Annotated in this window: 23 protein-coding genes and 1 tRNA gene; 17 read left to right on the top strand and 7 right to left on the bottom strand. The window is 62.5% G+C overall.

Going from position 1 to position 22,904, the window contains the following annotated elements; all coding sequences use genetic code 11:
- Positions 1-18 precede the first annotated feature (18 nt).
- The 8 genes from DWU99_RS14695 to DWU99_RS14660 all read left to right on the top strand — a co-directional run bounded on the left by DWU99_RS14695 (position 19) and on the right by DWU99_RS14660 (position 8,340).
- Positions 19-342 (top strand): c-type cytochrome, encoded by a 324-nt coding sequence (locus DWU99_RS14695; RefSeq protein WP_115478811.1) that lies wholly within the window; start codon positions 19-21, stop codon positions 340-342.
- Positions 339-1,139: a co-chaperone DjlA gene (gene djlA / locus DWU99_RS14690; RefSeq protein ID WP_115478810.1), complete on the top strand. Its 801-nt coding sequence runs from the start codon at positions 339-341 to the stop codon at positions 1,137-1,139. The genes DWU99_RS14695 and djlA overlap by 4 nt, the downstream gene beginning before the upstream one ends.
- 152 nt (positions 1,140-1,291) lie before the next feature.
- Positions 1,292-1,960: a ribulose-phosphate 3-epimerase gene (rpe, locus tag DWU99_RS14685; protein WP_115478905.1), complete on the top strand. Its 669-nt coding sequence runs from the start codon at positions 1,292-1,294 to the stop codon at positions 1,958-1,960.
- Between the two features lie 712 nt (positions 1,961-2,672).
- Entirely contained in the window at positions 2,673-3,362 is a 690-nt protein-coding gene (gene pdsR / locus DWU99_RS14680) for a proteobacterial dedicated sortase system response regulator (RefSeq protein WP_115478809.1), read from the top strand.
- Positions 3,362-3,955, top strand: coding sequence for a hypothetical protein (locus DWU99_RS14675; protein WP_115478808.1), 594 nt, complete (start codon positions 3,362-3,364; stop codon positions 3,953-3,955). The genes pdsR and DWU99_RS14675 overlap by 1 nt, the downstream gene beginning before the upstream one ends.
- A 33-nt stretch (positions 3,956-3,988) precedes the next feature.
- Positions 3,989-5,995, top strand: coding sequence for an ATP-binding protein (locus DWU99_RS14670; RefSeq protein WP_115478807.1), 2,007 nt, complete (start codon positions 3,989-3,991; stop codon positions 5,993-5,995).
- 191 nt (positions 5,996-6,186) lie between these two features.
- Positions 6,187-7,662 (top strand): anthranilate synthase component I, encoded by a 1,476-nt coding sequence (gene trpE / locus DWU99_RS14665; protein WP_115478806.1) that lies wholly within the window; start codon positions 6,187-6,189, stop codon positions 7,660-7,662.
- A gap of 3 nt (positions 7,663-7,665) precedes the next feature.
- Complete coding sequence (locus tag DWU99_RS14660) at positions 7,666-8,340, top strand: hypothetical protein (RefSeq protein ID WP_199535809.1); 675 nt, start codon at positions 7,666-7,668, stop codon at positions 8,338-8,340.
- Here the strand turns inward: DWU99_RS14660 and DWU99_RS14655 are convergent.
- Positions 8,337-9,461, bottom strand: a complete 1,125-nt coding sequence (locus DWU99_RS14655; RefSeq protein ID WP_115478805.1) for a hypothetical protein — start codon at positions 9,459-9,461, stop codon at positions 8,337-8,339. The genes DWU99_RS14660 and DWU99_RS14655 overlap by 4 nt on opposite strands.
- 291 nt (positions 9,462-9,752) lie before the next feature.
- Here DWU99_RS14655 and DWU99_RS14650 point away from each other — a divergent pair, with 291 nt between their 5' ends.
- The 5 genes from DWU99_RS14650 (at position 9,753) to DWU99_RS14630 (ending at position 13,996) form a co-directional block, all read left to right on the top strand.
- Positions 9,753-10,352 (top strand): anthranilate synthase component II, encoded by a 600-nt coding sequence (locus tag DWU99_RS14650; protein WP_115478804.1) that lies wholly within the window; start codon positions 9,753-9,755, stop codon positions 10,350-10,352.
- The gene (trpD, locus tag DWU99_RS14645; RefSeq protein WP_115478803.1) at positions 10,349-11,404 is read left to right on the top strand and encodes an anthranilate phosphoribosyltransferase; all 1,056 of its coding nucleotides are present in this window, start codon (positions 10,349-10,351) and stop codon (positions 11,402-11,404) included. The genes DWU99_RS14650 and trpD overlap by 4 nt, the downstream gene beginning before the upstream one ends.
- Positions 11,405-11,459: 55 nt before the next feature.
- Positions 11,460-12,254: an indole-3-glycerol phosphate synthase TrpC gene (gene trpC, locus DWU99_RS14640; RefSeq protein WP_115478802.1), complete on the top strand. Its 795-nt coding sequence runs from the start codon at positions 11,460-11,462 to the stop codon at positions 12,252-12,254.
- Between the two features lie 4 nt (positions 12,255-12,258).
- On the top strand, positions 12,259-12,960 hold the full coding sequence (locus DWU99_RS14635; protein WP_115478801.1) for an HAD family hydrolase: 702 nt from the start codon (positions 12,259-12,261) through the stop codon (positions 12,958-12,960).
- Between the two features lie 79 nt (positions 12,961-13,039).
- On the top strand, positions 13,040-13,996 hold the full coding sequence (locus tag DWU99_RS14630) for a bifunctional helix-turn-helix transcriptional regulator/GNAT family N-acetyltransferase (RefSeq protein ID WP_115478800.1): 957 nt from the start codon (positions 13,040-13,042) through the stop codon (positions 13,994-13,996).
- A 157-nt stretch (positions 13,997-14,153) separates the two neighbouring features.
- Here the strand turns inward: DWU99_RS14630 and crp are convergent, their stop codons facing one another.
- Entirely contained in the window at positions 14,154-14,870 is a 717-nt protein-coding gene (gene crp / locus DWU99_RS14625; protein WP_425476822.1) for a cAMP-activated global transcriptional regulator CRP, read from the bottom strand.
- Between the two features lie 266 nt (positions 14,871-15,136).
- On the opposite strand from crp, the gene speD reads away from it, so the two are divergent.
- Entirely contained in the window at positions 15,137-15,922 is a 786-nt protein-coding gene (gene speD, locus DWU99_RS14620; RefSeq protein WP_115478798.1) for an adenosylmethionine decarboxylase, read from the top strand.
- Between the two features lie 195 nt (positions 15,923-16,117).
- Here speD and coq7 read toward each other — a convergent pair whose 3' ends face one another.
- Positions 16,118-16,771: a 2-polyprenyl-3-methyl-6-methoxy-1,4-benzoquinone monooxygenase gene (gene coq7 / locus DWU99_RS14615; protein ID WP_115478797.1), complete on the bottom strand. Its 654-nt coding sequence runs from the start codon at positions 16,769-16,771 to the stop codon at positions 16,118-16,120.
- Positions 16,771-17,970, bottom strand: a complete 1,200-nt coding sequence (locus tag DWU99_RS14610) for a (Fe-S)-binding protein (protein ID WP_115478796.1) — start codon at positions 17,968-17,970, stop codon at positions 16,771-16,773. The genes coq7 and DWU99_RS14610 overlap by 1 nt, the downstream gene beginning before the upstream one ends.
- Before the next feature lie 125 nt (positions 17,971-18,095).
- Here DWU99_RS14610 and rplM point away from each other — a divergent pair, with 125 nt between their 5' ends.
- The 3 genes from rplM (at position 18,096) to DWU99_RS14595 (ending at position 19,067) form a co-directional block, all read left to right on the top strand.
- On the top strand, positions 18,096-18,524 hold the full coding sequence (rplM, locus tag DWU99_RS14605) for a 50S ribosomal protein L13 (protein ID WP_115478795.1): 429 nt from the start codon (positions 18,096-18,098) through the stop codon (positions 18,522-18,524).
- 9 nt (positions 18,525-18,533) lie between these two features.
- Complete coding sequence (gene rpsI, locus DWU99_RS14600; protein ID WP_115478794.1) at positions 18,534-18,926, top strand: 30S ribosomal protein S9; 393 nt, start codon at positions 18,534-18,536, stop codon at positions 18,924-18,926.
- A 67-nt stretch (positions 18,927-18,993) separates the two neighbouring features.
- Positions 18,994-19,067, top strand: a tRNA-Gln gene (locus DWU99_RS14595).
- Between the two features lie 572 nt (positions 19,068-19,639).
- Here the strand turns inward: DWU99_RS14595 and DWU99_RS14590 are convergent.
- From DWU99_RS14590 to DWU99_RS14575, 3 genes are all read right to left on the bottom strand, one after another.
- Positions 19,640-20,770: a Fic family protein gene (locus DWU99_RS14590; protein WP_115478793.1), complete on the bottom strand. Its 1,131-nt coding sequence runs from the start codon at positions 20,768-20,770 to the stop codon at positions 19,640-19,642.
- Positions 20,771-20,986: 216 nt separating this feature from the next.
- Complete coding sequence (locus tag DWU99_RS14585) at positions 20,987-21,577, bottom strand: dihydrofolate reductase family protein (protein ID WP_115478792.1); 591 nt, start codon at positions 21,575-21,577, stop codon at positions 20,987-20,989.
- Between the two features lie 677 nt (positions 21,578-22,254).
- A complete protein-coding gene (locus DWU99_RS14575; RefSeq protein WP_233511150.1) occupies positions 22,255-22,854 on the bottom strand; it encodes a transposase in 600 nt (199 codons plus the stop codon).
- Between the last annotated feature and the right edge of the window lie 50 nt (positions 22,855-22,904).

The following is a 22,904-nucleotide window of genomic DNA, read 5'->3' as shown; positions in this document are numbered from 1 at the left end:
TACCTCCGCCCGTTACCGATGCGAACCGTACTGATCGCGGCACTCGGTCTGACCTGTGCCATGCCAGCGCTTGCTGCCGATATGCCGCCCAAGCCGGTCCGGCTTGGCCTGTGCGCGGCCTGTCACGGTGAAACGGGCATGTCGCAGATTCCCGGCGCGCCGAATCTGGCCGGTCAACGGTTGGATTACCTGCGCAAGGCGCTGAAGGATTACCGCGACGGCAGCCGCGACGTGCCGTTGATGCGCGCGGCCATCGGTCCGGTGAGCGATGCCGATCTGGATCAGCTCGCGCGCTGGTACAGCGCGCAGACACCGCAAACACAGGCCCCCGCTCAACCATGAGTTACACCTACACCTTCTGGTTCGCCGTGGCGGGATTGCTGATGGGCCACGGCATCGTGGGTGCCGGCGTGGGCGCCATCCTCGGTTTCGTGTTCGACAACCTGCGCTTCAGCCAGCGTCGCAGTGCCACTCCCGAATCCGGTGGCTATGTCTCGCCATTGTTCGCCTTGCTCGGGGCGATCGCGAAATCCGACGGTCGCGTTTCCGAGGCCGAAATCGCCGTCGCCGAACGCCTGATGTCGCGCATGGGTTTGGACAATGGACTGCGTCAGGTCGCCATCAAGGCCTTCAACACCGGCAAGCAGCCGGAATTCGACGTCACCGGTCCGATCAACGCCTTGCGCCAATGGGCGGGCCTGCGTCGCGACCATGCGTTTCCGGTGCTCGACGTGGTGATCGAGACGGTGCTGGCCGAAGGCAATCCGTCGCCGGAGAAAATGGCGATCCTGCGGCAGCTGGCGTTCGCGCTGCGCATCAGCGACATGGAATTGATGGCGCTGATGGCCATGAAGGGCTATGTGTGGCAAGGCGCGGGCGGACGCTACGGTACGGGACACGGCGGCGGTTATGCACCGCCACAGCGCAACACACAGGGTCCCGATCCGTACGCCGTGCTCGGCATTCCGCGCGATGCGGACGATCGCGCCATCAAGCGCGCCTACCGCAAGCTGATTTCCGAACATCACCCCGACCGCCTGGGCGACCTGCCCGAAGACATGCGCAAGCGCGCCGAGGCGCGCGCCAGCGACATCAACGCGGCATACGAGCGCATCAAGGCGGAGCGCGGTTTCAAGTAGGGCAAGGGCCGGTAGCGAGGGCGCAGCGTCCGGCCTCATGGCAAAATTGCCGCTTCCGGTTAGCGCTTCACGGCATGTCCGTCGTGGACGGCGAGGTGCTCGCGCTTTCGCTGTATATCCCTAGCCAAACGCCTCTTACGCCAAGGTTCGCCATGAGCAAACAATCCCCGATCATCGCTCCGTCCATCCTCTCCGCCGATTTCGCGCGGCTGGGCGAAGACACCGCCAAGGTGCTGGCTGCCGGCGGCGACTGGGTGCACTTCGACGTGATGGACAATCACTACGTGCCCAATCTCACCATGGGCCCGATGGTGCTCAAGGCGCTGCGCGATTACGGCATCACCGCGCCGATCGACGTGCACCTGATGGTGAAGCCGGTGGATCGCATCGTGCCGGACTTCGCCAAGGCGGGTGCGACCGGCATCAGCTTCCACCCGGAAGCGAGCGAGCACGTGGATCGCACCCTCGGCCTGATCAAGGATTCCGGCTGCGAGGCGGGCCTGGTCTTCAATCCGGCCACGCCGCTGAACTGGCTCGATCACGTGCTCGACAAGCTGGACCTGATCCTGATCATGTCGGTGAACCCGGGCTTCGGCGGGCAGAAGTTCATCCCCTCGGCGCTCGACAAGCTCCGTGAAGTGCGCCGTCGCATCGACGAGAGTGGCCGGGCGATCCGACTTGAAGTCGATGGCGGCGTCACCGCCGACAACATCGGCCAGATTGCAGCGGCCGGTGCCGATACCTTCGTGGCCGGCTCGGCCATCTTCAACGCCCCCGACTATCAGGCGATGATCAACCGCATGCGCTCCGCCATTGGCTGAAGCGGAAAAAGAAAAGCCCGGCACAGGGGGAAGTCTGTGCCGGGCTGGAGGGGCGTCGAAAAGACGCTAGAGGAGACACCATCGGCAGGAGCGACTTGCTCTTGGCTGAAGGACGGGAGGCTCGGCCGTCGTTTCAGCCAGGGGCGAGTTCCACGGCATATGGATCACGCGCCTGCCGATAATTCGGACAGGGTCGAATTCGATTGGTTCCCGCCCTCAGGCAAAAAAATTTCCGCCGCCCCAAAAAAAATCCCCTCCGGAAATGCGGAGGGGAAAGGAGCGTCGGTCGGGAACGATCAAGAAACGGCTTAGCTATGCGGTTTGCGAGGGGTGGGAGCGAGGCTCGCCGGGCGGTGCGACTGGCCGGCTTCCTTACTGACCAGTCGCACCCATGCCTTCCACGGCTGCCACAAAAAAGCGATCAGGGGAGGCTGAGCAACAGGCCCAGCAGCAGCGCCCCCAAGGCCAGCACCACGCGCAGGGGCTCAAAGCTGCGGAGTTCGGCATTCGGATCGATGGAGGGGTCGGCGCGCATGGAGTCGGTTCGTTGTGGGCTTGGTGCTATCAAACACCGCGTCCCGGCGCATGAACCGGCGCCTCGAGGGCGATCGGCCGATGGAATCTGACAGAACGCGGGCAAACGCGCCGCCCGGCTTGCGTAAGTAGATGCCTACATAGCAACCTGCGCCATCATCACGAGGAACCTCTCCCCATGGGACGCAACATCGCCATCGTCGAAGACGAGCCGCTGATCCGCGCCAATTACGTCGAAGCGCTGAATCGCTTCGGCTACGACACGCGCGGCTACGGTTCGCGCCAGGAAGCCTCCAATGCTTTCGGCGTGCGGCTGCCGGAGCTCGTCATCATCGACATCGGCCTCGGCGACGAACCGGAAGGCGGTTTCGATCTCTGCCGCGAACTGCGGGCGCGTTCCGCCACGCTGCCGATCATCTTCCTCACCGCGCGCGATTCGGATTTCGACGTGATTTCCGGTCTGCGCCTGGGCGCCGACGACTACCTCAGCAAAGACACCAGCCTGCATCAGCTGGCGGCGCGCATCGCCGCCTTGTTCCGCCGGATCGAATCGCTGAAGGCGCCGGCGTCCAGCGAAACGGTGATCGGGCACGGGCCGTTGAAGCTCGAATCCGAGCGCATGCGCATCACCTGGAACGATGTGGAAGTGCCGCTCACCGTCACCGAATTCTGGATGGTGCACACGCTGGTGCGTTTCCCCGGTCACGTGAAAAACCGCGACCAGCTGATGCGCGAGGCCGAGCTGGTGGTGGACGATGCCACCATCACCTCGCACATCAAGCGCATCCGCAAGAAGTTCATCGCGGTGGCGCCGGAGTTCGATGCGATCGAGACCGTGCACGGCGTGGGTTATCGGTGGCGTCCGTGATGCGGGTTCTCGTGTTGTGCATCGGCATGCTGCTCTATGCCGGCGTTTCCCTGGCTGCCGGTCCGGTGGGTACGTCAGTCGAAGCGCATGGCGCGGCGGACGGCAACGTGCCGGGTTGGACCATCAGTACGACTGCGCCGGCTGGCTGGACCAAAGACTGCTGCACGTACGCAAGCGCCATCGGCGTGAACTATGTGCTTTATCAGGGCGAATGGACGGGCAAGCCCGATCGCGTCATGGTGCTGAACGTTTGGCCGTCCAAATTGCCCACGCTCGATGACGAACTGCAGGGCGATCGCAAGCATTATCTGCAGGCCGACCCGGCGGGGAAGGTCGATGTGTTCGCGGTGAGCAATCCGCATATGCCGTGTCGCGGCGTGGTGTATTCCGGTTCCGATCACGTCGATGACATCGTCGTGTTTTGCGATCCGGGCCAGGTCGCCGGCGTTCGTTACAGCTGGTCGATGACGGTCGCCGAGTCCGATCCGATGCGGCAGCCGTTGCTCGATGCGTTCAAGCACGTCGTCGAACAATCCAACTACGCTAAATTCACCGCTCCGGCCAGCTCGACCCGCCAAGCCGCATCGCATTAGGCTCTTGTGCGAGCTTATCGGCTGGAACACTGAATGACCCTGCGCCACAAACTGCTGCTCGTCGCGCTATGCACGCTCGCGCTGCCCGTGGCGGGCTGGTTGTACGTGCGCCAGATGGAAACGCTGTTGCGCCAGGGACAGGAGCAGGCGCTGCTGGCCACCGCCACGGCCGTGGCGCGCAGCCTTGCCGTCACCGACGCGCCGTTGCCGCTGGCGGGCAAGGGTTGGTACGTGCAGCAGGCGGTGAGTCCCATCACCGTCGATGGCTACGGCGACGATTGGGCACCGATGACACCGTGGAGCCAGCCGCTCGGCAAGAATGCCAAATTACTGCTGGCCGAGGACGACAACGGCTTCTATCTCTATATCGACGTGCGTGTGGGGCGCCGCACGCGGGCCGACGCGGCCGATCCCAATGCGCTTTCGGCCGATCATCTGATCCTGGATCTGTATCAGGGCGACCAGCACCGACGCTATCTGCTGGCGAGCGCGGCGCCGGGCGCATTCACGGCATTGCCGCTGGATCCGCCCGTCGGCGGTTTGCCCGATCGCGTCACAGGACAGTGGCAGGAAGACGGCAGCGGTTATCACGCCGAGTTGGGCCTGCCGCGCGGTCTTGGACTTACCTCGCTGGGTGTCGGTGTGTACACGGCCGTGGATGGCGGCGACCCGATGGCGGCGGATGTGCGTCCGCTGTGGCGTTATTCGCCCGATCTTTCGCAGGAACTCTCCCGTCTCGCACCCGACGACGCGCGCGCGCGCCTGCTCAGTCCGGCCGGCTGGTTGCTGGCGCAGACAGGACGCCTGACGACAACGGGGCCGCAGCCGGGTTGGCTGTCCTCATTTGTCTACCGTTCGCTGCTTGCCAATCCGCTCGAGGATGCCGAAGCCTGGACCTCCGATGCGCCGCGGCTGGATCTGCCGGAAGTGCAAGGTGCGCGCGACGGCCAGCCTACGGCCGTGTGGCGCCAGGGCGAGCAGCGCGACAGCGTGGTGCTGGCCACGGCCGTCCCCATCGAGCGCGATCGCAGCGTAGTCGGCGTGCTGCTGCTGGAGCAGGCCAGTCGCGCGGTGCCGCTGCTCGCCAACCGTGCGTTCCTGAGCCTGCTGATGACCAGCTTTGGCGTGATGCTGGTTGCCGGTGCGATCCTGCTTCTGTTCGCCACGCGACTGAGCTTGCGCCTGGGTCGCTTGCGCGACGCGGTGGAGCGAGCCCAGCTCGATGACGGACGTATGGACGGCCAGATGATCCAGGGCCATTTCCCGATGGCGGAGGCCGACGACGAGATCGGCGACCTGGCGCGAAGCTTCCAGCGTCTGTTCGAAGCGGTCGGCGGTTATACCGATTATCTGCGCACGTTGGCGTCCAAGCTCTCGCACGAGCTCAACACGCCGCTGGCGATTGTGAAGTCCTCGCTCGACAACCTCGAGCACGCCGAACTCTCGGACGAAGCCCAGCCGTATCTGGCGCGAGCACGCGATGGCGTAGCGCGACTGGGTACGCTGGTGCGCGCCATGAGCGAGGCAAGCCGCATGGAGCGCGCCATCGCCGCCGCCGAGCCGGAAGATGTCGATCTGGTCGATGTCGTGCGCGGCTGCGCGGACGCTTATCGTCCTTTGGCGGGCACTCGCCGACTCGATTGCGTGTTGCCGGACCAGCCCGTGCATCTGCACGGTGCACCCGAACTCATCGCGCAAGCCTTGGACAAGCTGTTCGACAACGCCTTGTCGTTCACGCCTGCTGACGGTTGGCTGCGACTCAGCCTGCGCGCCGTCGACGGCGGCGCGGAGATCGAGCTGGCGAATCAGGGCCCCCCGTTGCCGGCCGCGATGCAAGGCCGCCTGTTCGATTCGCTGGTCAGCTTGCGCGACAAAGCCACGCCCGGCGATGCGCCGCATCTCGGCCTGGGCCTCTATGTCGTGCGTCTCGTCGCCGAGCGGCACGGCGGCATCGCCGCCGCCCGCAACCTCGAAGAGGGTTCCGGCGTGGCTTTCAGCCTTCGCCTGCACGGCATGCCAAGGCAACGTTTGGCCGGCTAATTCGCACCCCCGCCCTCCCCTGCGTGCAGCAGGGGAGGGCGGGGGTGGGGTGAAGCCCATCACCGTGCGGCAAGCTCGTGCAACCCCTCCCCAACCCTCCCCTGGAAGGGGAGGGAGTAACAGTGCGCGAGAATTCATCGCACATCCCTATACAATCCCCCTTTCACGCTTCACCGGATGGATTTCCCCACGTGATTTCTCGCGACGAATTCGATGCGCTTGCCGCGCAAGGGCACACTCGTATCCCGCTGGTGCGCGAAGTGTTCTCCGATCTGGACACGCCGCTGTCGGTGTATCTGAAACTGGCCGATGGCCCGTACACGTTCCTGTTCGAATCCGTGGAAGGCGGCGCGACGTGGGGGCGCTATTCGATCATCGGCCTGCCGGCCAGGCGCGTGTATCGACTCCGCGGTCATGAGCTGGAAGTGGAAGAGGCCGGCGAAGTGATCGAGCGTCGTCATCTGGACGATCCGCTCGCCGAAATCGAAACGCTGCGCCAGCAGTTCGATGTGCCGCGCCTGCCGCAACTGCCGGCATTCAGCGGCGGATTGGTTGGGTACTTCGGCTTTGAAACCATCGGTTACATCGAACCGCGTCTGGCGCAGTGGGATCGCAAAGACGAACTGGGCACGCCCGATGTGCTGTTGATGCTTGCCGAAGAAGTGGCGGTGTTCGACAACCTCAAGGGCCGCCTGTATCTGATCGTGCACGCCGATCCCTCGCAGCCGCAGGCGTATGCGCACGCACAGCGCCGCCTCGATGCGCTGACGCATCGCCTGCGCCAGGGTGGCGCGTCCTATCCGCAGCTCACGCAATCGACGGCGCTCAACGAAAGCGATTTCAAATCCTCGTTCACGCGCGAGGAATTCGAGGCGATGGTCGAGCGCGCGAAGGAATACATTCGCGCCGGCGATATTTTCCAGGTGGTGCCATCGCAGCGCCTGAGCGTCGGCTTCAACGCGCGGCCGGTGGATGTGTACCGCGCGCTGCGTGCGATGAATCCGTCGCCGTATATGTATTTCGTGGATCTTGGCGACACGCAGATCGTCGGCTCCTCGCCGGAAATTCTGGCGCGCATGAAGGATGGCAAGGTCCTGGTGCGTCCGCTTGCCGGCACACGCAAGCGCGGTGCGACGGATGAAGAAGATCTTGCGCTCGAAGCGGAACTGCTGGCCGATCCGAAAGAACGCGCCGAGCACGTGATGCTGATCGATCTCGGTCGCAACGACATCGGCCGCATCAGCGAGACGGGTACGGTCGAGGTGAGCGAATCGTTCGTGGTCGAGCGTTACTCGCACGTCATGCACATCGTGTCGCAGGTGCAGGGTACGGCGAAGCCGAATCTCAGCTACATGGACGTGCTCAAGGCGACCTTCCCGGCCGGTACGTTGAGCGGCGCGCCGAAGATCCGCGCCATCGAGATCATCCAGGAACTCGAACCCTACAAGCGCAACATTTACGCCGGTGCCATAGGTTGGATTGGCTGGTGGGGCGATGCGGACACCGCGATCGCCATTCGCACCGCGGTGATCCAGAACGGCCGTCTGCACGTGCAGGCGGGCGCGGGCATCGTGTACGACTCCGATCCCGCGTCGGAATGGGAAGAAACGATGAACAAGGGCCGTGCGCTGTTCCGCGCGGTTGCCCAGGCCGCGAAGGGACTCTGAGTCATGCGATGCAACGTTCGCCGCCTTGGCCATCTCGCCGTGTTGTCGATGCTGGTATGCGCATCGTCGCTGTCGGCGCGCGACGCATCGCAAGGCTGGCCGGATACGCCGCTCAGCCGCACACAGGCGTTGGCGGAATTGCAAACGCTCAATGCGCAGTTGCTCAGCCATCCGAGTGCAACGTTGACACTGGAGCAGTGGTGCGGCGCGCATCACCTCGCACCGGAGGCGCGGGTCGTTGCACATCGCGTGCACGATGCGGACAAACCGCTGCCCGAGGGCGCACGTGCGCTGCTCGGCATCGGCCCGGACGAGCCTGTGCGTTATCGCCGCGTGGCACTGAGCTGCGGCGATGTCGTGCTGTCGGATGCCGACAACTGGTACGTACCCGCGCGCCTTACGCCCGAGATGAACCGGCAACTCGATACGTCCGATGTGCCGTTCGGCAAAGTCGTCCAGCCGTTGCACTTCCGTAGACAGACGCTCTCTGCCGATCTGCTCTGGTCGCCGTTGCCGGAAGGCTGGGACAGCGGCACGTCGCTGCCACCTGCCGGCGACAAGCCGTTGGCGATCCCCGATCATGTGCTACAGCATCGCGCTGTGCTGTATACCGCCGATAACCAGCCTTTCAGCCTGGTCATCGAGAGCTATACCTCGCACGTATTGGCTCGCCCTTAGCGTGCCGCCAGCTTCATCTGACCGATCAATCCGATCGCAACCAGCGATGCGGCGAACACAAAAAATCGGTAGGTGTCTGCGGGGAAGAGCAAAAGGTGAGCGGCGACAAACGCCATCGGGATGACGAAAACGGCGCCGAGTAGGCGCTTGTCTGCGGGAAGCGTCCTGGTTCCGCCCCTCATGAGAAACCATAGGGCGAGGCTGTAGATCACGAAATGCGGGTGCATCGCGAAGTCGTAGGCCATGAAAGCGTAAGGTCTGAGGTAATCGCCGATCGCATGTGAAGGAACCAGCGTGGCCGGATAAGCCGTCTTGTGGATCAACGATGTGTTGAACAAGGTCAACCATCCGTAGGCACCGTTCATCCTCTCGACCAACCCGTACACCACGCAAGCCACCACCGCCGACGCGAGCGCGTATTTTCTTTGGCCGAAAACGTAGGTGTGGCCCAAAACCAGCAACGAAAGCAGTAGAAGATCTGTCCTGACCAGCGGAAGCAAGGCGGCGATGACGAGGACCCACATGCTTCGTCTGATCAGCGCGTAGATCGTCAGAAGGGAGAAGAAACAAGCCATCGCATCGGGCGTCGATAATCTTGCGATGTCGACGAATCCGGCGAACGCGACGACCAGCGGAACGGCAGCGACAGGTGCGCCGGTTCTACGCGCGAGGAGCGCGAGCAGCAGGACCGAAAGGGCTGCGGACACCGCGCTTACGATGTAGGTCGATGTGGGGTAATCCCATCCCATCGCGTGAACCGTCCGGATCAATCCGACATACACCACACGAATGCGATAGAACGGCAGTTGTTGCGCGAGCGACGACGGGTCGCGATAAACGGTTTCCCGATATTCTCCCTGCGTCAATTGATCGAACGTACTCGCGCTCACCTCGCTTCGCACGCTGTCGTACGTCGCCTTGTTGAGATCGGCCCCGCGATACCCGTCGGCGTTGAGCGCCACGGCGACGTAGCCGACGATGTCCCAGTTGTTGGTAGGTTTCTTCAAGCCGAAAAACAGCACAACCAGTGCAGTGATGGTCGCGAGGATCAGGCCTGGCGCGCGTATCGAAGACCTTGTCAGGCGCGCGGGCTTCGTTTCGCCGATCGTTGCCACAGTCATGCGAAATACCGGGCAGGAACTAATGATGTGTGCTCCAGCAACTTATGGCGGTTGCGTTCGGGTGCCATAGCCCGCGTCTGACAGGACGCTTAGGCTCTTTAGGGGTGCCGCCTGAGCGTGGTATTGTTGCGATTCGTTCTCATTTGTCGGAATGCTTCCGCGGTAAGCACCCGGGCACATGACGGTTTGACATGAGCGCTGTGCCGTAAAGCAGATGACGGCGGCGAAGGCGATCGCGCACAATGAGCGTCCATGCCGCACTGCGGCATCGCACCTCCAGGATTCCCAGCCATGTTGTTGATGATCGACAATTACGACAGCTTCACCTTCAACCTCGTGCAGTACTTGGGCGAGTTGGGACAGGAGGTGAAGGTGGTGCGCAATGACGCGCTCGATATCGCCGGCATCCGCGCACTGCGGCCCTCGCACATCATGATTTCGCCTGGTCCGGGAACGCCGGACGACGCGGGCATTTCTCTGGACGTGCTCACGCAGTTGAGCGGCGACATTCCCGTGTTCGGCGTGTGCCTCGGCCATCAGGCCATCGGCCAGGCCTTTGGCGGCAAGGTGATCCGCGCCAAGCAGATCATGCATGGCAAGACCTCGCCGGTGCGCCATCGTGGCCAGGGTGTGTTCGCAGGATTGCCCGATCCGTTCGAGGCGACGCGCTATCACTCGCTGGTGGTCGAGCAGTCCTCGTTGCCCGATTGCCTGGAAGTCACGGCGTGGACGGAGAATCCGGACGGCAGCATCGATGAAATCATGGGCTTGCGCCACAAGACGCTGGCGGTCGAGGGCGTGCAGTTCCACCCCGAATCGATCCTGACCCAGTACGGTCACGACCTGCTGCGCAATTTCCTTGGATTGCCGCTGCAAAAGCTCGCGGCATGACCGGGCGCGCCATCACCATCACGCCCCAGGAAGCGCTTCAGCGCACGATCGAGCATCGCGAGATCTTCCACGATGAGATGATCGCGCTGATGCGCCAGATCATGAACGGTGAAGTGAGCCCGCTGATGACGGCGGCGATCATCACCGGCCTGCGCGTGAAGAAGGAAACCGTCGGCGAAATCACCGGCGCGGCGCGCGTGATGCGCGAGCTGTCGGCCAAGGTGGACGCGCCGCCGCATCCGCATTTCATCGACATCGTGGGCACCGGCGGCGACGGGGCCTCGAGCTTCAATATTTCCACCGCCGCGATGTTCGTCACGGCGGCGGCGGGTGCGCGGATCGCCAAGCACGGCGGGCGCAGCGTGTCGTCCAAGTCCGGCAGTGCGGATGTGCTCGAGGCGCTCGGTGCGCGCATCGATCTCTCCCCGGCCCAGGTGGCCACGTGCATGGCCGAGACGGACATCGGCTTCATGTACGCGCCCAATCATCATCCCGCCATGAAGGTCGTGGCGCCGGTGCGCAAGGAAATGGGCGTGCGCACGCTGTTCAACATCCTGGGACCACTGACCAATCCGGCCGGCGCGCCGAACATTCTGATGGGCGTTTTTCATCCGGATCTCGTGGGCATCCAGGTGCGCGCGCTGCAGGCGCTGGGCGCCCAGCACGCGATGGTGGTGTGGGGCAGGGATGGCATGGACGAGATTTCGCTGGGCGCGGCCACCCTGGTGGGCGAGCTGCGCAACGGCGAGGTGCACGAGTACGAGATCGAGCCGGAAGATTTCGGCCTGGCCATGGCGTCCAGCCGCAATCTGCGGGTGGAGGGCGTCGCCGAATCGAAAGCGATGCTGCTCGACGCCCTGCAGGACCGGCACGGCGTGCCGCACGATATCGTCTGCCTGAATGCGGGCGCCGCCCTGTACACCTGCGGGCTGGCCGGCTCCATCGGTAGCGGGATCGAGCTGGCGCGGGCGACCATCGCCAGCGGCGCCGCGCACGCCAAAATGGAATTGTTCGTGGCAACCACGCGGCGACTCGCCGATACTACGCCGTAAATGGCCCCTGAAATCCCCACGTCCGTTCCACCGACATCACGTTGATCGCGAGCCCATGACCGACATCCTTCAACGCATCCTTGCCCGCAAGGCGGAAGAGCTCGCCGAGCGCAGCACCAAGTTGCCGCTGAAAGAGCTGTCGGCGCGCGCGGCCGACATGCCCGATACGCGCGGATTCGCCGCCGCGATCGAAGCGAAGATCGCCGCGGGGCTTTCCGCCGTGATCGCCGAAGTGAAGAAGGCCAGCCCCAGCAAGGGCGTGATCCGCGCCGAGTTCGATCCGGCCGCGATTGCGCGCAGCTACGAAGCGGCGGGTGCGGCCTGTCTCTCGGTGCTGACCGACAAGGATTTTTTCCACGGCTGCGAAGATTTCCTGCAGCAGGCGCGCGCGGCGTGTTCGCTGCCGGTGCTGCGCAAGGACTTCGTGATCGATCCGTATCAGGTGTACGAAGCGCGCGCGATCGGCGCGGACTGCATCCTGCTGATCGTCGCGGCGCTGAGCGACGCCGATCTGCTCGAACTGTCGCTGCTCGCCGCCGAGCTCGACATGGATGTGCTTTGCGAAGTGCACGATGCCGAGGAACTGGAACGCGCGCAGGCCGTGCCCGTGCCGCTGATCGGCGTGAACAACCGCAACCTGCGCACGTTCGAAACCTCGATCGACACCTCGCTCGAGCTGCAGGAATTGATGGAATACGACCGCGTGCTCGTGGCCGAATCCGGCATCCACACACCCGCCGACGTGGCGCGCCTGCGCGATGCCGGCATCAACGCTTTCCTGGTCGGCGAGGCCTTCATGCGCGCGCCCGATCCGGGACTGGAACTCAAGCGGTTGTTCGGCACGAACTGACATCATGTTTACAGGGGACAAGACGGCTGCGCCGGAGCACACCGGCGCCGAGGCGCGCGCGTCGCGCATCGTGGTTTTCGATTTCGACGGCGTGTTGTTTCACGGCGATTCGTTCTCCATGTTCATGCGTCATCGCTTCAAGCATTCGCTGCTGAGCAAGCTGCTCGCGTTGCTGACCATGCCGTGGTGGTTGCTGTGCCTGGTGTTCTCGCGCTGGTGGGCGGCGCGTGCGCTGGTGCATGTGGCCCTGTTCGGCATGGGGCAGAAGCGTTATCAGCAGGCGGTCGATGCGTTTGTCGATCAGGCGGTGCGTCGCCCGCGCCAGTTTTGCCGCGATGGCCTGCAGACCTTGCGCAAGCACGTGGCCGATGGCGATGAAGTGATCGTGGTGACCGGCTGCGAGCAGACGCTCGCCGCGCGCCTGCTGTCGCAGATCGGCTTGCCGGACATCGGCGTGATCGGCTCGCAGCTGAAGCCCGGTTGGTCGGGCTTGCGGATCAGTTTGCACAACGTGGGGCGCCGCAAGGTGCAAAGCCTGGTCGGCAAGGGCGTGAAAAGCTGGCGTGTCGCCTACGGCGATTCGATGCTCGACGCGCAGATGCTCAAGCAGGCGCACGAGGCGGTGCTGGTCAACGGCTCGCCCAAGCTGTGCAAGCGCATGGAGAGGGCGCTGGGTCGGACGGTCGCGCGCGTTGACTGGTACTGATTTCCGTTTGGCAGACACTTGCAAGGCCATCTCGGCCGAGATACGTTAGTACTTACGTATCTGCTCGACGAGTCGGTCTATGTACTTGGCATCATTGGGAAAACTGGCCCTTGGGAGTCGCCTCAAGGCGCTCAGCGATCACTTCTATGGCGCGGCGGACGCGGTCTATCAGGCGCGCGGCGCCCGCATCGAATCCCGCTGGCTGCCGGTCATGCGCTACCTGTGGGATGTCGGGCCCGGTTCGGTCACCGAGGTGGCCAACGCCATCGGCCAGACCCACTCCGCCGTCAGCCAGCTCACCGACAAGCTGGTCCGTGCCGGCATGGTGAAGCGCCGGCGCGATCCGGCCGATGGCCGTCGTACCGTGTTGGTTCTCACCGATAAGGCGCACGGCGCGATGGCCGAACTCGGACCCATCTGGTGCGCCGTTCGCAAAGGCGTGACGTCGTCGCTCGGCGAACACGCCGCGCAGTTGCTGGCTGCCATCGAGGCCTGCGAGCGTGCGCTACAGGAGCGCCCCATCGTCGACGCCATTCTTGCCGAACACACGGCGCTGCTGGCCAGGCCGGTGGAGATCGTGCCGTATGCGCCCGAGTGGCGCGAACACTTCTATCGCTTGAATGCGCAGTGGCTGGAACGCTATTTCCGCATCGAGGACATCGACCGCGCGGTGCTTAACGATCCGGAGCGCTACATCCTGCAACCCGGCGGCGAGATTTTCTTTGCGCGCCTTGGCGACGAAATCATCGGCACCTGTGCGCTGCTGCAGGAATCGCCCGGCGTGTTCGAGCTGACCAAGATGAGCGTGGATGAAACATTCCGCGGCCTTGGTGCGGGCAAACGCTTGCTGGACGCGGCGATTGCCGAATTCCATCGGCGCGGCGGCACGACCTTGTTCCTGGAATCCAACAGCATCCTCAAGCCCGCGCTGCGCATGTACGAGCAGGCTGGATTCCGCTTGCAGCCGAACATCCGCCCGGGCTCGCATTACGAGCGGGCGGATGTCTACATGATCTACGAACCTCGCCGCTCATAGCTCCCTCTCCCCTTTGGGGAGAGGGTTGGGGTGAGGGGCAATCTTGCCTGATGCTCACATAAGAGCGTGGCTCTTATAAGGACTGGGGCGAGCGTGTCCCCTCACCTCGGTCCTCTCCCCGGAGGGGAGAGGAGGAAAAGCGCGAGGAGGCAGGGTGTCAGCGGGTGCCGCGCACCACGATGGTCTTGCCGGACACCTCGATCATGCCTTGCTCCTCGAGCTGCTTGAGCACGCGGCCGACCATCTCGCGCGAGCAACCCACGATGCGGCTGACTTCCTGACGCGAAATGCGGATCTGGGTACCGTCGGGATGGCTCATCGCATCCGGCTCCTGGCACAGGTCCAGCAGGGTGCGGGAGATGCGGTTCGTCACATCCATGAACGCCATCCGGCTCACCTGGCGCGAGGTGCGCAGGAGGCGGTGGGTCAACTGAGCGCCGATGGCGAACAGGATCTTCGGACATTCGTCGCGCAGCGGGCCTTCCATCAGCTGGAACAGACGCTCGTAGCTGATCTCGGCCATCTCGCAGGCGCTGCGGGTGCGCACCATCGACTCGCGCTGCGCCTGTTCCACGAACAGGCCCATCTCGCCGATGAACTGGCCACGGCTGATATAGGCCAGGATCAGTTCACGCCCCTGTTCGTCCTCGGTGCAGACGGCCAGCGAGCCTTCGATGACGTAATAAAGCGTGTTGGCGGGGTCGCCGGGGCGGATGATGGCGGTCTTGCCGGGGTAGCGGCGGCGGTGGCAAAGGCCAAGGAAACGTTCCATGGCTGCGGGGTCCGGCGCAAAGCCGAGGGGCGCCTGAGACTTTTCGAACGCTTGTTGTAATTGATATTTCAGCTGCACCACAGAAGTTTTCCCCAAGCTGATAGTTCATGAGCCGCCCCATCCAGCGGCCAAGAGGCGTACGTCCCTGACAACTTTCGCATTATGGCAAAGTCGGAGCGAGCCCCGAAGGTTCAGTTTTCAACCGTTTTGCCGCATACTTCGCAATCTACCGGATGGTGACAGTTGCCATCGTCCGTACACAAGAGGCGTGCAGGATAAGGGTCCAGCACGTCTGTCCAATTTCAGCGGGGACCCTTGTAGCTAACCCGCCTCACCTGTCGGCCGTGACCCGGCCATGGAGTGTCGCCGTGGTGAAACCCCTCCCGCGCCTGCGTTTGCAGGGCTTCAACAACCTGACCAAGGCCCTGAGCTTCAACATCTACGACATTTGCTATGCCGTGTCGGAAGATCAGCGCCAGCGTTACATCGAGTACATCGACGAGCAGTACGACGCCGACCGTCTCACCCAGATCCTCACCGACGTGGCCGAGATCATCGGTGCGAACATCCTCAACGTGGCCCGCCAGGACTACGATCCGCAGGGTGCCTCGGTGACGATCCTCATCTCCGAAGAGCCGGTGGTGGAGAAGCTGGGCCGCGACACCATCTCCGAAGCGGTGGTGGCGCACATGGACAAGAGCCACATCACCGTCCACACCTACCCGGAAACGCATCCCCACAACGGCATCGCGACCTTCCGTGCGGATATCGATGTTGCCACCTGCGGCGTGATTTCCCCGTTGAAGGCCCTGAACTATCTGATCGACAGCTTCGAGTCGGACATCGTGGTGTGCGACTACCGCGTGCGCGGCTTCACCCGCGACGTGAAGGGCAAGAAGCACTTCATCGACCACAAGATCAACTCGGTGCAGGATTACCTGGCGCGCCACATCCGCCAGAAGTACGAAATGTTCGACGTGAACGTGTACCAGGAAAACATCTTCCACACGAAGATGCACATCAAGGACTTCGACCTCGACACCTACCTGTTCGAAGCGCATGCCGACGACCTGTCGTTCAAGGAGCGTCAGAAGATTGAGCAGCTGCTGCGTCGGGAGATCGAAGAACTCTTCCACGGTCGCAACCTGATGTAAAAGAAAACCCGCCAAAAGGCGGGTTTTTTCTTTCGCGGCGCGCAAGAGATCGGCTTTTCCTCCTCTCCCCTCCGGGGAGAGGACCGAGGTGAGGGGCCAATCTTGCGAAAGAGCCTCTTTAACCCGTGCTCCAAATCGACACGACCGCAAGAGTATCCCCTCACCCAAACCCTCTCCCCGGAGGGGAGAGGGCTTTTAGATTCGGTACGCCACCGTCTTCATCACCATCGAACTCACATGCATCACCTGCGGAATCGGAAACGGTAGCTTCACGCCACCACGCTCGCGCGCATTCTGCGCATGCTGCACCTCATCGTTCTGCATCTGATGAAGCACCGCACGCGAACGCTCGTCCTGAGCAGGCAGCCGGTCCATATGATCGGCAAGATGCGCCTCCACCTGCTTCTCCGTTTCCACCACGAAACCGAGACTGATCGCATCGCCCGCCAATGCAGCGAGCGCGCCGATCGCATAGCTGCCCGCATACCACAGCGCATTGAGCCGGCTGGGATGGCTATCCAGCTCGTTCAGGCGCTCGGCACACCAGGCGAGATGATCCGTCTCCTCGGCGGCAGCATGCTGCAGATGCGCGCGATTTTCGTCCTTGCGTGCAAGCGCGGCCTGTCCGTCGTACAACGCCTGCGCGCACACCTCGCCCGTGTGATTCACGCGCATCAAGCCTGCGGCGTGGCGACGCTCGGCATCGTCCATCTCCGCGTCGGCGATGCCGTGCGCCGGCGATACGCGACGCGCTTCCGGCGACCCGGCCACGGTTTCCATGGCGCGTTCGATGCCGGCAAGCAGGCGGTCGAAGGGCGAGAGCGAGCGAATGTTTGCGGTGGTGTCCATCAAGGTTCCCATTGCTGTGCGAGCAGGGTGAGCGGATGCATGGTCGGAAGCGTCGATGCCTGTCCGGCCAGCCCTGCCGCAAGATGAAGCCGGCAGCCGATATTGGACGACAGAAGCAGTTGGACATCCAGCGTGTGGACGTTCGAAAGCATATCGTCGCGCAACAGCGCGGCCCGTTCCGGGAACTGCAACACGTGACTACCCGCCGCACCACAGCAATAGGGCGGCGCGGGAAGGCGCTTCACGTCGAGATCGGGGATTCGTTGCAGCAGCTTCACGAGCGCCGCGTCGCTGCGCGCCACGTTCGCCTGCGTGCACGGCACATGCAGTGCGGCGCGCAGCGTCAAAGGACGGAAACGCAACGTATTGACGCGCTCGGCCAGCAGGCGATACGGATCGTCCACGCGCACATCCGGCAGGGCGCGGCGCAACGTGCCCAGGCAGCCGGGTGTCACGGTGACCAGGTAATCGGCGCCGGCAGCGCGCCACGCTTCGCGAACGTGGGCTGCGGATGCCTCGGCTCCTGCCGCCTCGCCATCGTGCGCATCAAGCGCTCCGCAACAGAAAGCCGGCAGGCGAGTCACTCGAAAATCGGCGGCGCGCAGCAAGGTTTCGGCAGCGCGCTCCGCCTCGGCATCCTGGACGCTGGCGGCGCAGCCGGGAAAAAGGGCGACCGTGCCCACAGGCTGGGCCGATGGCTTGGCTTCCCGAATGGAAGCTGGCGGCGCCTGATTCCGGGGAAGCAGCGACAATGCCGCCCGCCACGCCGAACTGGTCCGAAAACCGGGCAGGGCAGGCAGCCAATACGCCGCGCCCGTCCAGCGGGCCAATCGCTGCAGCCAGCGATTCAGCTTCGGCCGCTTTGCCAACCCCAGCAGAAATTTAGGCCGGGTGGGTGCCGGCCCCAGCAGGGCGCGCGTTTCCACCAGCAATTCTTCATACTGAACGCCCGCCGGGCACACCCGCTGGCAATTCAGGCAGCCCAGGCAATGATCCAGCGGCTCGCGCAGCGCCGGGGAAGGCGATACCTCACCCCGCGCCAGCGCCGCCGCGATGGCAATGCGCCCGCGGGGCGATTCGGCCTCATTGCCGTCCAGCGCGTAAGTGGGGCAGACCGGCAGGCACAGGCCGCATTGCACGCACTGGTCTGCCAGCACGGCAATGCGGTGTTGGGGCTTCTCAAAGGGCATAACATTCATGTTATCATTGCCGACTCGCAGCCCACCGTGGGCTTGCGCGGCAGATGAAAGCTTCGCTATCATCTCGCGCCTTTGTTCCACCGATTCCGCTTACCGCCCATGTGGCGGCAGACAGGTATTCCGAAATGAAAACGTTCAGCGCCAAGCCGGAAAGCGTCAAGCGCGACTGGTACGTGGTTGACGCCACGGACAAGACCCTCGGTCGTCTCTCGACTGAGATCGCGCGTCGTCTCCGCGGCAAGCATAAGCCCGAGTTCACCCCGCACGTCGATACCGGCGACTACATCGTCGTGATCAACGCCGAGAAGGTGGCTGTCACCGGCGCCAAGCTGGACGACAAGAAGTACCACCGTTTCACCGGTTACGTCGGCAACCTCAAGACCACCAGTCTGAAAGACATGCTGGCCACCCATCCCGAGCGCGTCATCGAGATCGCCGTGAAGGGCATGCTGCCGAAAAACCCGCTGGGCCGCGCCATGTACCGCAAGCTCAAGGTTTACGGTGGCGCCGAACATCCGCACACCGCACAGCAGCCGCAGGCGCTGGAAATCTAAGGAAGCAACATGGCGATTCAGCAGAATTACGGCACCGGCCGCCGCAAGACCTCCGCAGCTCGCGTGTTCCTGCGCAAGGGCACCGGCGCAATCGAAGTCAACGGCAAGAGCCTTGATCAGTTCTTCGGTCGCGAGACCTCGCGCATGATCGTGCGCCAGCCGCTCGAACTGACCCAGAGCGCCGACAAGTTCGACATCAAGGTCACGGTTTCCGGCGGCGGCATCACCGGCCAGGCCGGCGCCATCCGCCTCGGCATCGCCCGCGCTTTGATCGAGTACGACGAAAGCCTCAAGACCCAGCTCCGCAAGGCTGGCTTCGTGACCCGCGACGCCCGTGAAGTCGAGCGTAAGAAGGTCGGTCTGCACAAGGCACGTCGCGCTACCCAGTTCTCGAAGCGCTAATCCTCGCAAGAGGCAGCGATTCGACCGTCCGGTGCACAAAGTCAGAGCGCACCGCTCGGTACGACATTGGGAGATCGTCTAACGGTAGGACAACGGACTCTGACTCCGTTTATCTAGGTTCGAATCCTAGTCTCCCAGCCATACGCAAAAAGCCCGCCCGTAAGGCGGGCTTTTTGCGTATGGCTGGGAGACTGTCGGACTCGAACCTATCGTTCGACAAATTTGTCCGGAACAAATTTGGACAGCGCGAATGCGCTGGCCCCGTAGCGCGCAGCGCGGAGGGGTGAGCCCCATGGATGGGGCGAACAATCCTAGCCTCCATGTGTGCAGTAAGCCCGTTCGTAAGGCGGGCTTTTTGCGTATGGCTGGGAGACTGTCGGACTCGAACCTATCGTTGACTCGGCACATCCTGTGCCTCGCCCTTCGGGCCATCGGCTGCGCCGATGTTCGCTTCGGCATCCGTGCCTTCGCAGTGACAAATTTGCCTGGAGCAAATTTGGACAGCGCGCAGCGCTGGCCCCGGAGCGCGCAGCGCGGAGGGGTGAGCCCCATGGATGGGGCGAACAATCCTAGTCTCTCATCTAATAAACCGTGCGAAGCACACTATGTGAAGCTTCAAGCGCTGTTGGCACTGCCGCCCCAAAAAATTTCGACTACACCGATCCGCCGAAGCGATTTCATCGATGTTGATCAACCATAGACACCGGACTTCGTCACAGAGCGAGCTTGTACCGCGCTCCGGGACCTTTGCCGCTGTCGACGCCAACGATGCATCCCTTAGCTATCAAGTCAGCCAAATGCCTGCTCGCCGTTGGCTTCGATACGCTCGTGATGTTCCTGTAATTCCGCGCGCTAAACGTCGGGCTTTCATTCTCGTCGAGCTCTCTGAGCATGCGAGTTAGAAAGCGTCTTTGTTCTGGCTGCAATTCCGTAGCTTCGTGATCCCTCCAAAAGCGCATGCGCGCAACGACAGCCGCAATGCGTGCCAGCGCTTCGTCGAGGCTGTTCTTTAGAGTCTTCAGAAACCATACGAGCCATGGCGTGATGTCCATGCCGGACTTCTGGCAGGATTCCAGGACGTTGTAGTAACCGACTCTGTCATTGAGGATGCTCAGCGACATGGAGTAAAGCCGAATCGATTGATGTTCGGCTTGTGACAACGCCAGGTCGGTGAGTGCGCGAGCCATGCGGCCATTGCCGTCTTCGAATGGATGGATGGTGACAAACCAGAATTGAGCGATGGCAGCGCGCACGAATGGATCGATGTCGGAAGATTCGCGCGTACTCTCAAACCACTTCAAAAACGACTGGAGCTCGCGTCCAACTTTCGCAGATGGCGGTGCTTCAAAATGGACGCGTCGCCGGTTTTCCGGGCCGGAAACAACCTGCATAGGATCTTCTTTACGCAATGCCCCCACGAGGATGGGTTTATGTACGTAGCTGGCCTGGTCGCCTGGAAACAAGAGGGTGTGCCACCACTTCAAGCGATCGAGGTCAAGCGGGGCATCGTAGTTCGTGGTGGCGTCTAGGATGAGTTCGGCCAGGCCTTCGCTTGCGAGCGATGGACGCGTGCTACCTGCCTCGACGACGCCAAGACGCTTGGCCAATGAAGAGCGAATGGCGTCTTCATTCAAATGCTCGCCCTCGATCTTGGACGAGTTAACGATGTTTTGAAGGAGCGTGTTCAACTCTCGCTTGGCCAAATCATCCTTGTCGACAGTCCCCGCCATCCCTAAGAGTTTCCCCTGGGATTGGTGGCATTCGGCTAGCAGGGAGGCGAAATCTTCACTGACCCAAGTGAACTTGGGCCAATGAGGCTGTTGCCAGATCCATTCAACGCTCATGGGCTGCGCCTTTTGAGGGCGCTGAGCCTATTTTCTTCCAAATAGGCTCAGCTTGTGAGCCTATTATGCACCATAATGGGCTCAGCTGATGAGCCTATTTACACCACCAATGGGCTCACGAGGCCAGATTGGCATGGGCGCCATGGGGGAGGGGCGCAGCACTAGAACGGAACTGCGCGAAAAGGTCTCTGACACCTTTCTCTTCTGAGGTGCCCCCTATCTCAGATTCTGCAAAGGTCCAACGGCCTTAAAGATATTCACCACGATGCCAGTCGGTGTCGTATGCGAGCTTTCCAGCGCCAACGCGCGTGGCGGAGTGCCCTCCGCAAAAAGGCGCTTTCCCTTGCCCAGCAGGACCGGATTGACCAAAAGCACCACCTCATCCGCCAGCCCATGCTCGATCACTGCCGACGTCAGCGTCGAGCTTCCCGCGAGAACCAGGTCCGGACCGTCCTTCGCCTTGATGCCACGAACGCTCTCCACGACATCCGGTCCAATACCTTCGAACGGGCCCCATGCCAGGCTCTCTGGCCGGTGGGTGACGACATACTTCGTCGCCGCGTTCAGGCGGTCCGCCATCGGACTCTTCGCTGCCTTCGGCCAGAAGCCCGACCACAGATCGTAGGTCCGGCGGCCAAGCAACACATCGAAGGTCTCGCCATACATCGCGAGGACTTTCTCCAGCCCCGCAGGCGAGCGATACGGCGCGGTCCAGTCACCGTAGGGAAAGTCGCTGTCGTTCGGACCAGTGGCTACCTCGATCACGCCGTCCAGCGAAATATGTTCCATGATTTTCAGCTTGCGCATGCTGGATCTCCTTTACAGGTTTGTGTCGCTGCGTCAGCCGGGCCAGTTGCCCTGCACGTCACTATTACAACGAACGGCGTGACCGGACTTCGACAAGTTGCCCAGGAGAATTTCAGATTCGAGCATGCGACACGGTAGTTGATTTCGCCATGACGCAGCCCACCACCAGGAATGATGCAAACACGATCAATGAGCGAATGACATTCGGAAACAACATGATCAGCACTCGCGTCATCTAAGGGAACATATCAGTGGTTACCGTCGCATTCAATGACGGAGCAGTCTATCTATACAACCAAAGCGCAGGGTCTGAAAATATTCAACAGATGCAACGTCTCGCCGAGTTGGGCCAAGGGCTAAATAGCTTCATCAACCGCTACGTGCGAAAAAGCTACGCACGAAATCTTCGCTGAATATGTGCAATTTCTAATAGGCAAGAAAAAAGGGTTACCATTTCGCCGCTCCGGTCAATAGGCAAATAGACGCCCATCTCCGATCATCGCGGTATCCGTCCATGTGCACGCCATGCGTGGCACAGAGTCACGGGCTCATGGCCCACCCGTTTCATGGCTCGGTCCGCGTGCGGTCTTGCTACCACACGGGTGTCAACGGCCGCGGCCAATCAGAGCGCCTGGCTCAAGGCCACCCCTGTTTCCGGCCTGCGGCCGTTGACGTAATCATTGAAAAGCTCGACCGGGATCGAACGTCGTGCCCTCACGCAGCATGTAATAGCAAGCCCGTGCGAGTTTGTGGCCCACCGCCTTGATGGCCACCACGCGGTGTTTGCGTGCGCGCTTGCGCTCGTACCAGCGACGTATGGCGGGCTGGTAGCGGGTGGCATAGTTGGCCGCTTCCACAAACGCCCAGCACAGGTAGCGATTGCCGCACTTGCGGTTGCCATGGCCCTTCCGTTTGCCATTGGACAGACGCACGCTCTCGACCATGCGGCAGTAGGAGGCGTAGTCGCCGACGGAAGCGAAGCGTTCGATCGCACCGGTTTCCAGCAGGATCGTCATGCCGAGGATGGGACCTATGCCGGGTACGCTTTGCAATCGCTTCAGCAGATCCGGTCGCGCCAGATCCTGTCGAACCCAACGTTCCAGTTCGGCAATGTGATCCTGCAAGGTGAGCCAAAGCTTCAGTTGTATGAGCGTGCCGTAGCGCGTGGTGGTATCGGGAAAGGCGGCTTCCAGTTGCGTGGAGGTGATCCGGCGAATGGCTTTGCTCGACAGCTGCCGGCCGGTCGTGCGGCTAAAGCTCGGTTGGATGGAAAGCATGAGTTGCACGGCTTGTCGCACCAACATGAAGCGGCGCCCCACCCGACAAG

The organism is Dyella psychrodurans (assembly GCF_003363265.1).
Classification (GTDB): Bacteria; Pseudomonadota; Gammaproteobacteria; order Xanthomonadales; family Rhodanobacteraceae; genus Dyella_B; species Dyella_B psychrodurans.
The sequence above is the reverse complement of the archived record's forward strand: the minus strand, read 5'-3'. Positions and strand labels throughout refer to the sequence as shown.

What these genes read in the sequence shown, in the direction of transcription:
- coq7 (WP_115478797.1), bottom strand. Translation starts at nt 16,771, where the DNA reads ATGGACACCACCGCAAACATTCGCTCGCTCTCGCCCTTCGACCGCCTG.
- DWU99_RS14695 (WP_115478811.1), top strand. Translation starts at nt 19, where the DNA reads ATGCGAACCGTACTGATCGCGGCACTCGGTCTGACCTGTGCCATGCCA.
- DWU99_RS14660 (WP_199535809.1), top strand. Translation starts at nt 7,666, where the DNA reads ATGCGATGCAACGTTCGCCGCCTTGGCCATCTCGCCGTGTTGTCGATG.
- DWU99_RS14650 (WP_115478804.1), top strand. Translation starts at nt 9,753, where the DNA reads ATGTTGTTGATGATCGACAATTACGACAGCTTCACCTTCAACCTCGTG.
- DWU99_RS14670 (WP_115478807.1), top strand. Translation starts at nt 3,989, where the DNA reads ATGACCCTGCGCCACAAACTGCTGCTCGTCGCGCTATGCACGCTCGCG.
- DWU99_RS14635 (WP_115478801.1), top strand. Translation starts at nt 12,259, where the DNA reads ATGTTTACAGGGGACAAGACGGCTGCGCCGGAGCACACCGGCGCCGAG.
- DWU99_RS14655 (WP_115478805.1), bottom strand. Translation starts at nt 9,461, where the DNA reads ATGACTGTGGCAACGATCGGCGAAACGAAGCCCGCGCGCCTGACAAGG.
- DWU99_RS14585 (WP_115478792.1), bottom strand. Translation starts at nt 21,577, where the DNA reads ATGCGCAAGCTGAAAATCATGGAACATATTTCGCTGGACGGCGTGATC.
- DWU99_RS14610 (WP_115478796.1), bottom strand. Translation starts at nt 17,970, where the DNA reads ATGAATGTTATGCCCTTTGAGAAGCCCCAACACCGCATTGCCGTGCTG.
- trpD (WP_115478803.1), top strand. Translation starts at nt 10,349, where the DNA reads ATGACCGGGCGCGCCATCACCATCACGCCCCAGGAAGCGCTTCAGCGC.
- rplM (WP_115478795.1), top strand. Translation starts at nt 18,096, where the DNA reads ATGAAAACGTTCAGCGCCAAGCCGGAAAGCGTCAAGCGCGACTGGTAC.
- trpC (WP_115478802.1), top strand. Translation starts at nt 11,460, where the DNA reads ATGACCGACATCCTTCAACGCATCCTTGCCCGCAAGGCGGAAGAGCTC.
- DWU99_RS14630 (WP_115478800.1), top strand. Translation starts at nt 13,040, where the DNA reads ATGTACTTGGCATCATTGGGAAAACTGGCCCTTGGGAGTCGCCTCAAG.
- rpe (WP_115478905.1), top strand. Translation starts at nt 1,292, where the DNA reads ATGAGCAAACAATCCCCGATCATCGCTCCGTCCATCCTCTCCGCCGAT.
- djlA (WP_115478810.1), top strand. Translation starts at nt 339, where the DNA reads ATGAGTTACACCTACACCTTCTGGTTCGCCGTGGCGGGATTGCTGATG.
- DWU99_RS14575 (WP_233511150.1), bottom strand. Translation starts at nt 22,854, where the DNA reads ATGCTTTCCATCCAACCGAGCTTTAGCCGCACGACCGGCCGGCAGCTG.
- rpsI (WP_115478794.1), top strand. Translation starts at nt 18,534, where the DNA reads ATGGCGATTCAGCAGAATTACGGCACCGGCCGCCGCAAGACCTCCGCA.
- pdsR (WP_115478809.1), top strand. Translation starts at nt 2,673, where the DNA reads ATGGGACGCAACATCGCCATCGTCGAAGACGAGCCGCTGATCCGCGCC.
- DWU99_RS14590 (WP_115478793.1), bottom strand. Translation starts at nt 20,770, where the DNA reads ATGAGCGTTGAATGGATCTGGCAACAGCCTCATTGGCCCAAGTTCACT.
- DWU99_RS14675 (WP_115478808.1), top strand. Translation starts at nt 3,362, where the DNA reads ATGCGGGTTCTCGTGTTGTGCATCGGCATGCTGCTCTATGCCGGCGTT.